The sequence below is a fragment of the Prevotella sp. HMSC077E09 genome (genome assembly GCF_001814685.1).
Lineage (GTDB): Bacteria > Bacteroidota > Bacteroidia > Bacteroidales > Bacteroidaceae > Prevotella > Prevotella oris.
In genome coordinates this window covers 10,035-25,552 of sequence record NZ_KV817571.1, presented here as the reverse complement: position 1 = coordinate 25,552, position 15,518 = coordinate 10,035, and the positions used below count along the sequence as shown (strand labels likewise).

Here is a 15,518-nt window from a genome sequence, read left to right as displayed (position 1 = left end):
TTGAAATGCAAATCTTTTTATTCTGAATTAAAAAGGAAGCCTCACCCTCAGCCCCTCTCTATCCCTTTACCTTGCAATCTCAGTCACTTTACCACGCAAAATGCCTTTAGTTGCCTTGCTTCTTGACGCAGATTACACGGTCATTTGACGCAAAACGCAACGCTTCTCAACGTGATCTTGCATTGTGATTTGACTTGAATGCTGTAATGGTTTGATTGTCAAAGCTTTGCGAAGTGCTAAAAAACAACGCGCATTTGGAACGAGGAAAGGTTTCGTTTCAAATGCGCGTATTTTATAAGTAGATTTGTAAAGTTACTTGAACAGAATTAAAATATAATTCGTTTCATGTGATTAGTCCTTCGATAAACATTCAAATAATGTTTTTTTCTATGTGAAGCAAACTGCATCTTTAATGCACTTCGGGGGATTGAAAGCCAAGCCCCGAAAGGCACATGCGGTGCAAGCAATGCTGCAAGAACTATCGGATGACTTTCGTAAAGCTGCCGTTTTGTGTGGTAATCTTCACGATATAAGTGGCACGTGGCAGTGGAATAGCAATGTAATCTTGCCCCTGTGCTACTTTGTTAGCAATCGCCATACCGTTCAGACTGTAGACAGAAACGTGCTGTAAGCCCTTCTGTTTAACCTCTAACTGACCGTCTGCAAACTGCACGGAAGCCTTTTGTGTTACGTCGTTGATGCCATTTGTCACGTCGTCAGGATAGCTGTTATAGGGGCCATTGATAATAGAAACGAAGAAAGGTCTGCCTGCTTCGGGCCACAAATTAACCTCTTTGCCATCCACTTTGCCTATCAATGCAAGCTGATAACTACGGTTATTGATGATTTTCAAGTCGCTTGCACGGAGCAAACCACTAAGAATAGTGGCCGATTCATTATCAGCATTGAGAGTCATTGTAGCAGGATAGGTGCTCAAAGGAATACGACGAGCATCGTAGGTGTCAATGAGACAGAGAGTAACAGGGCCGTTATAATCAACATTCTCTCGTCTGTAAGCAATACAACCCACCTTGAACGGAGTGTTATAGCTCACGTCGATGTGCTCGTTTGGAATACTTGATCCAGAGTTGTCCTGTACAAAACCCATGACTTGGCGCAGTGGTTCACGACTTACATCGCGATTTTCCACTTTCACGACTGTAGCTTCCTGCCTATTGAAGTTAAGCACAACGCTCTCCTTATAAGTGTAATCTTTGATGACAGTCACGCGCAATGAATAGGTTCCTGCACGCATTTCTTCGCCCAACTGGAATGGCAGTTTGACGTAGGTTGTGGCAAACTCCTCGAACTCTACACTGTTTGGGGTCTTGAATGTTGCTATGGTATGTTTGTCACTATCGAGGAATTCAAGTTTGACTACACCGTCAAATATCTGCCCATTGAGTTTTCTCAAGGCTAAACGAGCCATGTTTGACTCTCCCGCATAGAGCTTCTTGTCGAATGTCGGGACAGCAGCGAGCTGGAAAGGATGCTCTTTTGACGGCAGTTCGCGATAGGTGATAGCGCCCTTTTTGATTTCAAGCACGATGCGGGGTGTCTTCTTCATCTTTGTCCATGCGCCGAATGTGCCGTCTGAATTGCGTGCAGCAGCAATGGGAAGAAGCGTATAAACGCCGTCAGAGAGCTTTGTAAAGTCGAGCTTGATGTCTACATTGTCAACCATAAGTCCGCTTGGTGACATCTTCCCATCATAGCCGGCAAACTTCGAGAAGGTATATCCGCCCTTACTATGATATTCTGTCGGGCAGGCACGAACTAACGAACCATCGGCTGCATAGATGCCAATGCCGAAGTCACCACAGAAGGGATTATTACTCTGATTAATGAAATGATGATACACAACATGGCTTTCGGTCGTTGTGTTTGTTGGTGGATTGCCAACAAAATGCATGTCACCTTCGAGGCTGAAAGCCAAGTTGGGCGCGTTTCCACGCAGTTGTTCATCGATAGGTGCAGTTCCATCTTTTTTAGGATGGGCTGCAATGACCACCAATTGCCTGCCGAATGTCAGTGCTCTTCCATTGAATTCTTTACCTGAATTGGCCACATTGAGCGCCGAAAGAGAGTAATATCCGTCGGCTTGTCCGTCCCAACCGAAGTTCATGTGAACCATTCCGTTGCGGTCGAAACCGTCGGCTACCCACGCATGTCCACTGGCATTGTTGCTTGCATTGCCCGAGATATAGAGGGGAAAACCTTTTCGAAGTTCGTTCTGTATAATCTCCAAGAAATTCGAAGAGCCTTCGTCCTGCTTGGCTACCATGGCTACATCGTAGTCGAAATTTGTGCGTAGTGCCTGTTCTGCGGCATAGTTTGAAGAACTGCTTGCATAAGGTGTGTACTGCATATGTACTGAAATGCCGACATCATTCATCAGTTTTGCCACGGCATCTGCCTGTGTATTGTTATATTTTCCAGAGCGATAATCGGGCAACATCTGTCCCCAATTGTATTCAGATTGCGAGAAATCGGCCGAGCGTTGTGTGTTGTTGTATTTCAACTTGTAGGTGTTTTGACCTTTACCTCGCTTGGGCCATTGGTGAAAATACATGATTTGAGCCATTGCAGTGGCTACACAACCGGTTACAAATCCTGACTGTTTGTTGTAAGGATAGCCTTGCCCCCAGTGTGATTTGAGCAGAGGCTTCACTTCATCGCCTGCAGAGCGCGTGGCAAGTGCACGGGTCTTGGCAACGGGGTGAAGTTTCAATTGGTCATAAACCTGCTGATAATGCTTCAGAAGAAAGCGTGCTTCGGGGTTCAGACGCGTTGTATCTAAGCTCCCATTACGGCTGTAAGCCAGCACTTCTCCCATGGCATCATTGCCCGAAACGATGACAAAACCGTTGCCGTGAGTGTCGTTATAGATATAATAAGGGGTGGAAACATGAGACCTTGTGGCGCGTGTTGGCACTGCTCTTAATGCTTTATGATCTATTTTTATATACCGTTTGGCAATGTCAAGTGCGGCCTTTGGCGTTATTTCCTTAGCATAAGCGTGTGTTGTGAAGAATAAAATAACAAGCTGAAAAACAATCAATGGGAATTTTCGATAAAGCCTGTTGCCTGCCTTGCAGGGGCTGAATGAATTGTGTTGTAATGTCATTTGAAGTCCGTTATAATGAAAAATCGCTGCAAAGGTAGGCTTTTTTTCAGACAAACTGGCATAAAACTTGTTTTTAAATGCTTTTTACTTCCGCTGTGAAATAAATGGAGTGGTGATGCCCATGATATCAAGATGCCTTTTTCTCTCTGTTTGGAGACACATGACTTACCTTGAAAATAAAATTCCCCGACATAGCCAATGCAGGACTTGTCGGGGGATATTATTTTGTAGTGTGAATGTTCTTCGTATTTTATTTACCCTGCTTTCTTTTATAAAGACGTGAAAGCAGTGATTAAACCGAATATCACTCCTGGTGCATTTGCTAAGGCCAGTGGCAGGTCGCGCTTCTCTTTGAAGAGTCCATAGCATACCCAAAGTGTGCAGTTGATAGATGCCATGAATGGTTGAATGAATGTACCTTTCTGTCCGTCAAGGTTGTTTTGGATCTGTGCAATATAGAAAACATACATCAAAACGGATGTAACCATACCAACCCAACCTAAATTTGTGAAGAACTTCTCTTTTGTCATAGTCTTGATATTTTGTTGAATGATTAGAAAACAACTTTCATAACGGTCTGCTTCCTAACCGCTATAACGGTAATCATAATAAAATATTGTGTATGAATACAACTTGCTTCATGACATTTTACTTTAGGGGTGGTGGTAATCGTAATAAGATATTATGTGTGAATACAACCTATGTGTAGTGCTTCATAGTTTGTTTTTCGGTCATTTCCCCTTTATTCCGTAATCAAGACTATACGTTTCTTCCGTCCTCTTGAAACCTGTTGTGTGGACCAAATAGAGCTAATTCACGGTATATCCTTATCGCTGTTAGCTAAATGTTTGCCGTTTTATTCAATTTCTTGTTGAGTTACCTTTTTTCTGATTAATACGACCCAATCGGGCGACTGCTTCTAGTTTGTGACAATTCTGCGTGGCTTAAGTCAGGAAAACAAATTCTAAAAGGTATTAGAAATCATCGTACAAGAAATTGGATAGAGCTTTCTTTGTATGAAGTTGAGAAACATAATAAGCATAGAATACAGGTATATCAATATTCTATTGCCATCACTCCGAAGATTGATATAGTCAAAACAGCAGAAGCTCACCTATATCGAAATACAGCCATTTGATGACAAATTACTGAACTGCAGAGTACATTATGGTATCTATGAGGACACACTTCGGTTTCTCCGGGCACGAAGCTTTATTCAAATCTATATAGTCAAGTTATGATGATATTGCGTTCCTCTGAGACTGACTATGGGTATCTAATGTATATTTCGGGGGTGATATATCATTTGTACAGACACAGATTACTTTCAACAGTGCTCCATGAATACTCCCCCTCTCTTTGGAGAGGGATTGTTGGTGAGGCTTTCTCACAACTCCACATGCTCCACTTCCACCTTCTCATGCAGGAAAATCTGAGCCGATTCCTTAAAGCGTTCGGGGTTCTCGGTCGTCAGATATCGGCAGGAACCGCCTTGAGTGAGTTGATGTTCCATGTCAGTATGCCGGCGGAGATAGTCCTGCAGACTCCCTGCTACATATTCACCTTGCGGGACGATACGCACGTCCGGACGCACATATTTCACGATTTTCGGCATCAGAATAGGGTAGTGTGTGCAGCCAAGGATTATGGTATCAATATCAGGGTCATGCAACATGAGTTCATCAATACGCTTCTTCACAAAGTAATCGGCGCCCGGACTGTCGGCTTCATTGTATTCAACCAAAGGTACCCAGAACGGACAAGCCACGCCCGTGACCTTGATTTCGGGCCATAACTTCTTGATCTCAAGGTCATAACTATGGCTTTTCACGGTTCCCTCGGTAGCCAGAAGCCCCACGTGGTTGTTCTTTGTCAGTGTGCCGATAATCTCTGCTGTGGGGCGGATTACACCCAGCACGCGGCGCGATGGATCAAGGTTGGGCAGGTCGTTCCGCTGAATACTGCGCAATGCTTTGGCCGAAGCAGTGTTGCAACCAAGGATAACAAGGTGACAACCTAATTCGAAAAGCTTCATTACGGCCTGCCGTGTGAACTGATAGACCACATCGAACGAGCGCGTACCATAAGGTGCACGGGCATTGTCGCCAAGGTAGATATAATCGTATTGTGGCAGCAGTTGACGGATACCATGAAGGATAGTGAGGCCTCCATAGCCCGAATCGAACACACCGATAGGGCCTGGTTTCTCTGGGAACATAGGCATCTTTTATTTCTTTACGGCGTCTTTCACCAGCGCATTGATGTCTTCACCGACGGCATTATTCACGTAGGGAACGGCATCATTGTCTGTGTTGAGGATGAAAGCATAGCCACGGTCTGCACCGATACGGGCTACAATTGCACGCAGGCGAACTTTCAAAGCAGCCTTACTTTCGGCATCTGCCTGGGCAAGCAAGCGTTTCGATTCGTTCTTGAAAGCTACGTTCTTCTCCATCATCTCTTGTAGTTCGGCCTGTCGTTTTTGCAGAATAGAGGGCGCAAAGTCACGCTGTCCATCGAGAAACTGCTCGTATTTCTTATTGAAATCGTCTTCAACGCGCTTACCTTCTTCTTCATATTTTGCACGCAGCGAGGCCATGTCGCGCTCTGCAATGGCGTATGCAGGCATAGCTTTCAATGCTTCTGAAAAACTGAAATAACCATATTTTAATGGTGTCTGTGCGCTGGCAGTGAGCGTCATTGCCATGAAAGCGAATGCGAGAAATAGCTTTTTCATCTTTTTCTTGATTTATATTGTTTTGTGAAATCCGTAGATTTGCTTATTGATTTACAGCACGAAATGATGTTTTCAGCCCTGTTTCAGCTCCTGATATTCACAGAATTGCAACAGGAAACATGACGACATCCTTCGTATAATTTGTTGCGAAGATACAATCTTTTATTGAGATTTCAAAGTTTTTAGAATGGAATTGTCTTTGCAAAAGGTGCGGAAGGCGGTGCTTCTGTATGGTATCAAACTTGATACATCTGCTGTATCATTAGGCTTTCGGAGGCTTTACAGCACTCCACACCTGCGATTTCCTTCGGCTTTCCCCAAGATATCATTAACAATTTGCATGCTGTTTTCTTCATCTACTTGCAAATCATGAAGCATAATTCATTATTTTTGAAAAATACAGACAATCTTCTTTATAAATTCTGTGTATTCAAAACGCGGGTCATCCTCACTTCAAATACGTGCTGTTTTGGGGAAACTTATAACATGTTGGCATTTATGGAATTACGAAAATCAAGGCAAATGATGAGGTGAAATCATATTGAAAAACCATGCGATTTGCGTCAAATTACAGTGTAATCTGCGTCAAGAAGCAAGGTAACTAAAGGCATTTTGCATGGTAAAGTGATTGAGATTGCAAGTTAAAGGGATGGAGACAAGGCCTCACCCCCAACCCTTTGCTTTCCTCGTTTCGCAAGCTCAACGAACAGCGACCGTTGGTTCTCCAAGGAGAGGGGAGTGATGTGTTCTCTAATTATATTCTATTTGTACTCTATTTCCAAAGCACATTACTCCCCTCCCTCTTCGGGGAGGGGTTGGGGGAGAGGCTTCCTTTTCTCCTTATTTCTTAGAAAGGAGCTGGGGTGAGGCCTTATTTACTTCAGTTTATTAAGCTGTGCTTTCACTTCTGCGGTGACATCTTTGCTCAGCGTATCACTGATGTAAGGAATGCCGGAGCTTACATCCATGATGTAAACATAGCCACCAGCCTTGCCAACAGCCTTGATTGCATTCACCAATTTGGTTGTGATAGGCTGCATTTTCTCCTGCTGTTCCTTGGAAAGTGTCTGCTGGTTGTCCTGCAATGCCTGCTGATACTTCTGATAGAGAGTATTAAGTTCTGTTTCTGTCTCCTGCTGCTTGGTGGCGTTCATGGTAGACTTGTTCTTGTCATACTCCTGACTCTTGCGTTGCAATTCGTCCTGCATGGCTTTGAGATCGTTCTCAAACTGCTTAGCCTTTGCCTCCATTTCGCCACGTGCCTTGATGAATTCAGGCATCTGAGTCATCACTTCCTGTGCGTTGATGTGGCCGAATTTCTGTGCAAATGTTGCTATAGGAGCGAACATCAACATCATTAAAAGAATCTTTTTCATTTTGTTTTCGTTTAATTTGTTGTTATATAATTATTCCTGTTTGAATGTTCAAATGGTTGTATTTTGCCTATCGGCTATAGCCTAACTTAAGCAAGACTTCGTTTGAAATGTCGATTTTCGGACTGCCGAAGATAATGCCTTGGTCGCTCGAACGGTCGACGACAAGACTGTAACCGCGCAGTTCGGAGATTTCTTTCACGGCATTGTAGACCTCTTCTTGAATGGGGGTCATCAGTGCTTCACGTTTCTTGAAGAGTTCACCTTCGGGGCCAAAGTATTTCTTCTTCAAGTCGGCAGCAGCCTTTTCTTTATTCATGATCTGCTCCTGCTTGGTCTTTTTCTGCTCTTGAGAGAGGAATACCGACTCGTTCTGATAGTTTTTGTACATTGTACTTGCCTCTGTATTGAGTGCTTCCACCTCGGCCTGCCACTTCTTGCTGACTTGGTTCAACTGCTCGTTGGCACGTTCATAGGCAGGAATGTTCTTGAAGATATACTCCATGTCGACCAATGCGAACTTCTGCGCAGCGGCAGATAGAGGTAAAAGGGTAAGAAGGGAAAGGAGTAAAAAGATACCCAATCCTTTTTTGAATATTGATTTTTCCATGTTTGTTTGTTTTTAGTTGACGAGTAGACAGTAGACGAGCAAACGAGTTGCCGGTCGGTTTTGTCTATCAATCAGTTTGAAATCAGTATGAGAAACATTTTCAAGTATGTCTGGAACACAGTGAGTACATCACTCGTAAACGCGTTAACTTGTCCACTTGTCCATAGACTTAGAATTCTTGTCCGAGGATGAAGTGGAACTGACTGCCACCTTTCTTCTTGTTCACATTGTCCTTATCGAAGCCGTAAGCCCAGTCAATACCCATCAAACCAACCATTGGAAGGTAGATGCGGACACCGAGACCGGCACTGCGCTTCATGTCGAATGGATTGAAATATTTCGTGTCTGACCAGGCATTACCTGCTTCGACAAAGCCCAATCCATAGATAGTCGTGTTTCCTAAGAGGAACGGATAGCGCAATTCGAGTGTGAAACGGTCGTAGGCATAGCCATTGTAGGCGAGTGAACCGTTCTCATAACCGCGCAGTCCGATAGTCTCATCAGCATAGCTTGAAGAGGTTCCGCTCATGCCATCTCCACCCATATAGTAGGTTTCAAATGGACTCTTCTTGTATTTGTTGTAGCTGCCTAACAAGCCCATCTCAATGCGTGTCATCAGCACGAAGCACTTCTGACCACCGCTTAATGCCGTATAGGTCTTGGCCTTGAACTTCCACTTGTGGTATTCTACCCAACGATATTTCTCCTGTTGCTCGGCAGAATATGTCGGAGAATAGGGGTTCATGGCTAAGTTCTTATAGTCTTTATGACTCCAAACACTCCATGGTGGAGTGAGCGTTACACTGGCTGTGAACTCTGAACCATGGCGTGGGAAGAGTGGGTTATCGGTAGAAGTGCGGCTCAGCGAGATGCTCAGGTTGAGGTTGTTGGCTGCACCATTGTTCATCAGGAAGTATTTCCAGTTCTTCAGTTGATAGCGCTGATAAGCCAATTGTGCCGAAAGCACGAAGTAATCATCAGGCCAACGCAGTCGCTTTCCCCACCCCAAGCTTATACCATACATGCGCATGTAGGTGTCGGGGTCATAGTAGTTTTCGTAGTAGTTGTTGTTATAATTGCCGTAACCATAGCCATAACCGCCATAATAGGAGTTCAGATAGTTTCGGCGATAAGCATCGTTGTAGTAGCTGCTTGACACGTCGGTCATCTTGCTGAAATAAAAACCAACACTGAACTGATTAGGGCGTTTGCCACCAAACCAGTTGGTTGAATAGCTGGCGTTATAGCTCTGGTAGTAGTATGCGTTGGTCTGTGCGCTCAGACTCAGCACCTCTCCGTCACCGATAGGCATGATACCGCGGTGTTCTTTGTTCTTTCTGAAGAGGTTAGCCATGGAGAAATTGTTGAGTTTCAAGCCAATCTTACCGATTACACCAGTCTGTCCCCAACCCAAAGAGAACTCAATCTGGTCGTTGCTCTTCTGCTCGAGGTTGTAGTTAATGTCTACAGTTCCGTCCTCGGGATTAGGCTTTACATCGGGTTGACTGCTCTTTTCGGGGTCGAAATGTCCCATGGACTGAATCTCTCGAAGCGAACGCATGAGCGCTTCACGGGAGAACAAATCGCCCGGCTTTGTGCGCAACTCACGGCGGATAACGTTCTCATAGAGACGCGTGTTACCATTGATGCGCACATGGCTCAGATAGGCCTGTGGTCCCTCAGTGACACGCATTTCAAGATCAATAGAGTCGCCATCGATGTTCACTTCGGTCGGATTGATGCTTGAGAACACATAGCCATGGTTATAATAGAGGTTGGCTGCAGCATCTTCGTCTTTGGAAACTCGCTTGTCGAGAAGCTTCTGATTGTACACATCGCCCTTTTTCATTCCCAAGATACTGTTCAGTTGCAGGGTGGAATAAACCGTGTTGCCTACCCAGGTGATGTTGCGGAGGTAGTATTTCTGACCTTCGTCAATCTTCACATAGATATCAACATGTTTGGGGTCTACATTCCAAACGCTGTCTTTCAGAAGGGTAGCATCGCGATAACCATATTCGTTGTATTTCTCAATGAGGTTCTTCTTGTCGGTAGCCCAGCGTTCAGGCGTGAACTTCTTTGCCTTGAGGAACGAGCTGAGTTTGCCCGCCTCGTGGATTTTGGCAAAGGCACCTTTCTTGAACAAACCACCTTTAATCTTCGATGAAGTCAAGGCCTTGTTGCCTTCAATGATGATGCTACGCACCTTCATCTTCTCTTTCTTATCGACAATGACGTCAAGAATTACGTTGCCTTTATTGGCAACATCGTCTCGCTGATTAATCGTAATCTCTGCATTCTTGAAGCCTTTGTCGTCGAAATACTTCTTGGCAAGGATCTTCGCGCGGTCTATCATGTTGGGCGTAATCTGCGAACCTTTGAGCAATCCCAACTTCTTTTCCATGTCTTCGCGCTCGCTTTTCTTCAGTCCTTCATAGTTGATGACCGACACACGTGGGCGTGTTTTCAGTGCAATATGTAGGTAAATCTTACGTCCAACGATAGAGTCGGCAGAAATCTGAACGTCAGAAAAGAGTCCATGACGCCAATAACGCTTCACGGCATTGGTGATTTCTGTGCCGGGAACTGTAATCTCCTGACCAACCTGCAGGCCTGATATACCTGTCAGCATATAGTCTTCATAGCCCTCAATGCCGGAGATATTGATACCTCCGATAATGCAGGAGCGAGGTGTTCCGGCATAGGAGATGTCCGGATGGAGTATCTTATCCTGTGCAAAGGCAGGGACACTGCAGGTCATTCCCGCTGCCAATATGAAAAAAGCTTTCTTTATATTGTTCATTATAAAAGATGTTTCTTGTTGCTGTTACATTCCTATTTGGTTACTTCGGCTTCCACCTGTGCTTCTGTCTTGCCAAATCTGCGCTGGCGATTCTGGTAGCTCTGAATGGCTTTTTGCAGGTCGCCTTCGCTGAAATCGGGCCAGTAGGTATCGCAGAAATACAGTTCTGAATAGGCAATCTGCCATAGCAGATAGTTGCTGATGCGTAGTTCTCCGCCCGTACGTATCAGTAGTTCTGGGTCGGGCATGAAGTTAGTTTCCAGATGATGACTGATCATTTCTTCCGTGATGTCGGTCGGCTGGAGAGGCTTGTCCGTATTCTCAATGAGGATATTCCTCATGGCTTGCACAATTTCCCAACGTGCACTGTAGCTTAATGCCACGACCATCGTCATTGCAGTATTGCCCTTGGTGTGTTCTTCTGTCTCACGAAGTTTCTGCTCTACTTCGGCAGGAAGTCGCTTTCTGTCACCGATAACACGAAAGCGCACATTGTTCTTCATGAAGATTTCATCCTCAAGTGACGTGAGCACTAATCCCATGAGTGCACTGATTTCGTCAGCAGGACGGTTCCAATTCTCTGTAGAGAACGTGTATAGAGTAAGGAACTTCACTCCCAAGCGCGTAGCTTCTGATGTGATTCTACGCACGGCATCCACTCCGGCTTGGTGCCCGTAGCTGCGAGGTTTCCCTTTTTCTGAAGCCCAACGTCCATTGCCGTCCATGATGATAGCAATGTGTTTAGGGATTCTTGTCATATCTAATGAAGCTGTCATATCTTCTTTTCTAATCTTTATTACATGTTGTACACTTCGGCATGAAGCTGTAGCTGAGCGTCAGTTGCAGCACGGAATAGCAGTCAGTGTTCTTGAACATTCCCGAGGATGTGATGCCGTAGGGGTCATTTCTTCCATCAAGTTTGTCGCTCATGGAGAAGTGCATAGCCCATTCCACGCCCACATTTATACGCTGTCCTACCTTGTATTTAAGGCCCAAGCCAATAGGAACGTTTGCTGCGAAGACGCTTGAACCGTCACCACCGGCGTATGTTCCGCCGAGTCCTAAGAAGACAAAAGGCGTCAATCTCTTGGCTCCATAGTAGTCATGTCCTGTGCCGTAAGGCCAGAAGTTGTATTCATACGTGAGACTTACATCTGTCAGTGTACGACTGAAGCTATAGGGGGTAATCCCCGTGGAGGGATAAACGGTTTTGACATCTCGTTCATCCCCTTTCAGTTTTCCAAACGATGCAGCTAACCTAAGTCCCATATATGGGTTCAGATTGCGGCGGACAAGCAACGTTGCCATCGGCTGGAGGTCGCGCGTGAGCACATTGTTATAATCACCCAGATAACCTAAGAAACCCACACCTCCGCCTATCTCCATGAGATATTCGTCGTCGGTCTGGGCATTCATGTTAAGCATTGCAGCCAGCATCAACAGCAGAAGTGTTGCCTTTCGCATTTCTACAGGTTATTTCTTTAAGAGCAAGCCGGCGAGGTTCCCCTTCCAAATACGACCACTTCCTCCGGCAATCAGCCAGAGATTGTTGTTTTCATCTATCGTCATTGTGAAAGAAGTTTCATTGCTTTCGAAGTTTGCCGGCAGAGACAAACGGTCGTCTTTCTTCCATCCGGTGCCTTTACCTTTGCTGATAAAGAAACTTTCAAAGGCCTTAGCCTTATATTTCCCGATGCCCTTTCCACCAAAGGCTATCAAGTCTTCTCCCATTTTTGCCACCTGGAGATTGGTCAGGCTGGGAGCCATATAAGGCTGGTTATCCTGACCGTAGAATATCCATGACTGTGCAGATTGACTCGAGTTAAGTTGTTTTCCCCATACCAACGCGCCGTAAACATCATTCCCTGACGGAGGATTTCCTATCAGAACAAGGTCGTAAGTGCCTGTGTTCACCTTTGAGGAGAAGCTGAACAGGCTGATGTTCTGGCTTGGCAATTCGGTCGAATTGCTGGCCAGGGTTTCAGATTGCCATGTCGTTCCGCCGTCTTTTGACATCAGAATGCCACCATCGGTAATGCCATAGAGATTGCCATTGGCTCCACCTGCGAGTTGTTTGAGTACAACAGCTCCCCTTGTTTCCCATGTTACACCGTCTCTGCTACGCTGAATACGGCTGTCACTGTACGTATAAAGATAGCCATCAGAGACTGTCAAGTTACTGTAGGCCTTTAGATCAAGGGGGATATTCGGTGTGAGTTGCTGCCAACCACCTACGTCATTGTTGGGTGTTGCATAGAGTTTGGTGTTGTTACCTTCTGTCCCCATGACGTAGATTTTGCCGTTCAAAGTCACAGCTTTCATGGCTAAAAGTACGCCCAAGCGGTCATCCTGACCATTCGTCTGCTCCCAAGCGAACTTGCCTACGTCTACCTTATGCACGTTTACTTTTACTGTATAGCTGCGGTAGGACTTTCCATCCCGACTGTAAACACGGAACTCCCGTGCTTGAGAAAAGTCTATGGAGTCGGCTGTGGAGAAGTATTTCAGCGAGTCGGAAGTCAGTTTCTTATAGAGAATAGCGCCCCCGTTCTTGGCCGAAATCGTGCATAATATTTTGCTTGCATTAACGCCATAAGGCAGAGAATCCACATTGTAAATCTCCTTGTTGATTTGATCTATATAGAATTTATAGTTACTGCCAGTCAGTTTTACTTGGAAGATAGTGTCTGCACCTTTCTTAGTTTTACCATGTTTAGGGTATTTCAGATTTCCCAAAGAAAACGCTGTGATGGCCGTATCACTATAAGTGATGGTCTCATTATCATCGCCTTTCAAGCAAGATGCAAAGACAAACAGGGCCGAGAATAGCGCCACAAAGAGTATAAGTTTCGTTTTCATTCCACCTTATTTAATGTTGTTTTTACTGCAACAGCACATTACCGCACAAGTTTTTGGTTGCAAATTTAAGCAGAATTCTGCAAATAGTCCACTATTAAGTGCTATTATTATGTAAAATAATGATTATTCTTCCGTTTTTTAAGTTTGTTTTACAAAGCGCAGAATATCATGGTTTAACGGTGAGGCAAGTATGCTTTATGCATAATTTGTCAATTCTTCTTATAATCAGATTTCGCAGGATTAACCGGATATATTATTGCTGGAGAGAATAAATAACACTCTGGTTAAGGATAAGCAGTCAAAATAATTATAGGCAAAGATTTGTCTCAAGCAGATGTAGTCCATATCAGCTTGCTTTGTAATGTGACTTAGATTACATTGCGTTTTGACTCAAGTTACGCTGTAACTAATCAACGAAAATGGAGAAAAATCGATATTGATGTAAACTAGCTGATAATGAGTATGAAATGCTCTGATTTGCATGATACATCTCTATTCGTAAAAGGCAGGAAAGTGCAGATTTAGGCAGAAGTTCAGTTACCAAAGCATTAACTTGTTTTGATGTAGGTAACGATGGTGCAGTATTCGGTAACTGAATTATTTTCGCTCGTGTGGCTGTTGCTGCGGTCGGCAGTTTTCTGCGTAAGTGAGGAACGCTTTAATTCGGGTAACTTTACCCACAAATATTAAAGCGTATGAAAACAGAGAAAATGAAGGTGTTACTCTACCTTAAAAAGAGCAGTTTGGATAAGTCGGGCAAGGCTCCGATTATGGGACGAATAACGATTGGACGTTCCATTGCCCAATTCAGTTGTAAACTCTCCTGCAATCCTAACTTTTGGAATCCCCGTGAGAGCAGGATGGATGGTAAGAGCCGCGATGCGGTGGAGATTAACGAGAAGTTGGAGAATTTGCTACTCTCCATTCAATCGGCTTACCAATCATTGATTGCCAAAGGTTGCCCATTTGATGCAACCGATGTAAAGGAGCAGTTTCAAGGCAGCGTGCAGGCAAGATGTATGCTTATCGAAAGATTGGATATGCTCATCAAGGAGAAAGAAAGTCATATCGGTATAGACATCAAGAAAGAGTCTATGTCCACCTATTATTCCACTCGAAAACGATTACAGGAGTTTATTCTGAAGAAGTATAATGTTTCAGACATGGCGTTCTCCCAATTGACCGAGAACTTCATATATGAGTTCCGCCAATACTACTTGGGGGTATGTGGCTTCCAAGAAAGTTCTTTCTTCGCAGTGGCATCACATTTGAAAACGGTTTGCAGGTTGGCTTACCGTGAGGGAATAGCCTATACACTGATGTTTGACAAAGCCCACATAGAAAGAGGAGATAAGAAAACGCCGAAGGCACTCAACAGGGAAGCCTTGGAGAAGTTAAAGGTTCTCCGCTTTGATGATTTGGAGGAGGAAATGGAAACGGCAAGGGATATTTTTCTCTTTGCCTGTTATACCGGTGCTGCGTATTGCGATTTGATGGAACTAAGCAAATCTTATCTTGTCCGTGATGACGAGGGAAATTTATGGCTGAAGTTCTATCGTCAGAAGACAGGGGTACTATGCCGCATCAAATTGCTGCCCGAAGCCATCAGGTTGATAAAAAAGTTTCACAGCGATGAAAGGGAAACATTGCTCCCCTATGTCAAGTACAAGAACTATCAGACCTGCCTGAAAGCCCTACGGCTACGTGCAGGTATCCCGTTTCTCTTTACCACGCATACAGCAAGGCACACCTTTGCCACCCTTATTACCTTAGAACAGGGCGTACCGATTGAAACGGTGAGTAAGATGCTCGGGCATACCAATGTAAGCATGACCGAACGCTACGCAAAGGTAACACCCCAAAAGCTCTTTGAGGAGTTCGCTCGCTTCCTTTCTTTCACAGAAGATATGCAGTTGGTGATTTGACCAATTGCTTTCATTCAACAGCATTTTCAATAAAAATATACATACAAAACCATCAAGACAATGAGAAGTACATTCAAGATACTG

General features: G+C 44.5%; 11 protein-coding genes. 1 reads left to right on the top strand and 10 read right to left on the bottom strand.

Annotated elements, in window-relative coordinates; all coding sequences use genetic code 11:
- Nucleotides 1-478: 478 nt before the first annotated feature.
- From HMPREF2983_RS07695 to HMPREF2983_RS07650, 10 genes are all read right to left on the bottom strand, one after another.
- Nucleotides 479-3,127 carry a thiol protease/hemagglutinin PrtT gene (locus HMPREF2983_RS07695; RefSeq protein WP_070667614.1) on the bottom strand — a complete coding sequence of 883 codons (2,649 nt, stop codon included), beginning with the start codon at nucleotides 3,125-3,127 and terminating at the stop codon, nucleotides 479-481.
- A gap of 269 nt (nucleotides 3,128-3,396) precedes the next feature.
- Nucleotides 3,397-3,657 (bottom strand): SemiSWEET family transporter, encoded by a 261-nt coding sequence (locus tag HMPREF2983_RS07690; protein ID WP_004373438.1) that lies wholly within the window; start codon nucleotides 3,655-3,657, stop codon nucleotides 3,397-3,399.
- Nucleotides 3,658-4,514: 857 nt separating this feature from the next.
- Nucleotides 4,515-5,351 (bottom strand): glutamate racemase, encoded by an 837-nt coding sequence (gene murI / locus HMPREF2983_RS07685; protein WP_070667613.1) that lies wholly within the window; start codon nucleotides 5,349-5,351, stop codon nucleotides 4,515-4,517.
- A gap of 3 nt (nucleotides 5,352-5,354) precedes the next feature.
- Nucleotides 5,355-5,864 (bottom strand): OmpH/Skp family outer membrane protein, encoded by a 510-nt coding sequence (locus HMPREF2983_RS07680; protein ID WP_004378270.1) that lies wholly within the window; start codon nucleotides 5,862-5,864, stop codon nucleotides 5,355-5,357.
- A gap of 875 nt (nucleotides 5,865-6,739) precedes the next feature.
- Nucleotides 6,740-7,240 (bottom strand): OmpH/Skp family outer membrane protein, encoded by a 501-nt coding sequence (locus HMPREF2983_RS07675; protein ID WP_004378239.1) that lies wholly within the window; start codon nucleotides 7,238-7,240, stop codon nucleotides 6,740-6,742.
- Between the two features lie 67 nt (nucleotides 7,241-7,307).
- Nucleotides 7,308-7,847 carry an OmpH/Skp family outer membrane protein gene (locus HMPREF2983_RS07670; RefSeq protein WP_070667612.1) on the bottom strand — a complete coding sequence of 180 codons (540 nt, stop codon included), beginning with the start codon at nucleotides 7,845-7,847 and terminating at the stop codon, nucleotides 7,308-7,310.
- A 169-nt stretch (nucleotides 7,848-8,016) separates the two neighbouring features.
- Nucleotides 8,017-10,650: a BamA/OMP85 family outer membrane protein gene (locus tag HMPREF2983_RS07665; RefSeq protein ID WP_070667611.1), complete on the bottom strand. Its 2,634-nt coding sequence runs from the start codon at nucleotides 10,648-10,650 to the stop codon at nucleotides 8,017-8,019.
- 32 nt (nucleotides 10,651-10,682) lie between these two features.
- Entirely contained in the window at nucleotides 10,683-11,426 is a 744-nt protein-coding gene (locus HMPREF2983_RS07660) for an isoprenyl transferase (protein ID WP_070667610.1), read from the bottom strand.
- A gap of 10 nt (nucleotides 11,427-11,436) precedes the next feature.
- On the bottom strand, nucleotides 11,437-12,114 hold the full coding sequence (locus HMPREF2983_RS07655) for a type IX secretion system protein PorG (protein WP_070667609.1): 678 nt from the start codon (nucleotides 12,112-12,114) through the stop codon (nucleotides 11,437-11,439).
- Nucleotides 12,115-12,123: 9 nt separating this feature from the next.
- Nucleotides 12,124-13,509, bottom strand: coding sequence for a DUF6242 domain-containing protein (locus tag HMPREF2983_RS07650; RefSeq protein ID WP_070667608.1), 1,386 nt, complete (start codon nucleotides 13,507-13,509; stop codon nucleotides 12,124-12,126).
- Nucleotides 13,510-14,204: 695 nt separating this feature from the next.
- On the opposite strand from HMPREF2983_RS07650, the gene HMPREF2983_RS07645 reads away from it, so the two are divergent.
- On the top strand, nucleotides 14,205-15,434 hold the full coding sequence (locus tag HMPREF2983_RS07645; RefSeq protein WP_070667607.1) for a site-specific integrase: 1,230 nt from the start codon (nucleotides 14,205-14,207) through the stop codon (nucleotides 15,432-15,434).
- Nucleotides 15,435-15,518 lie beyond the last annotated feature (84 nt).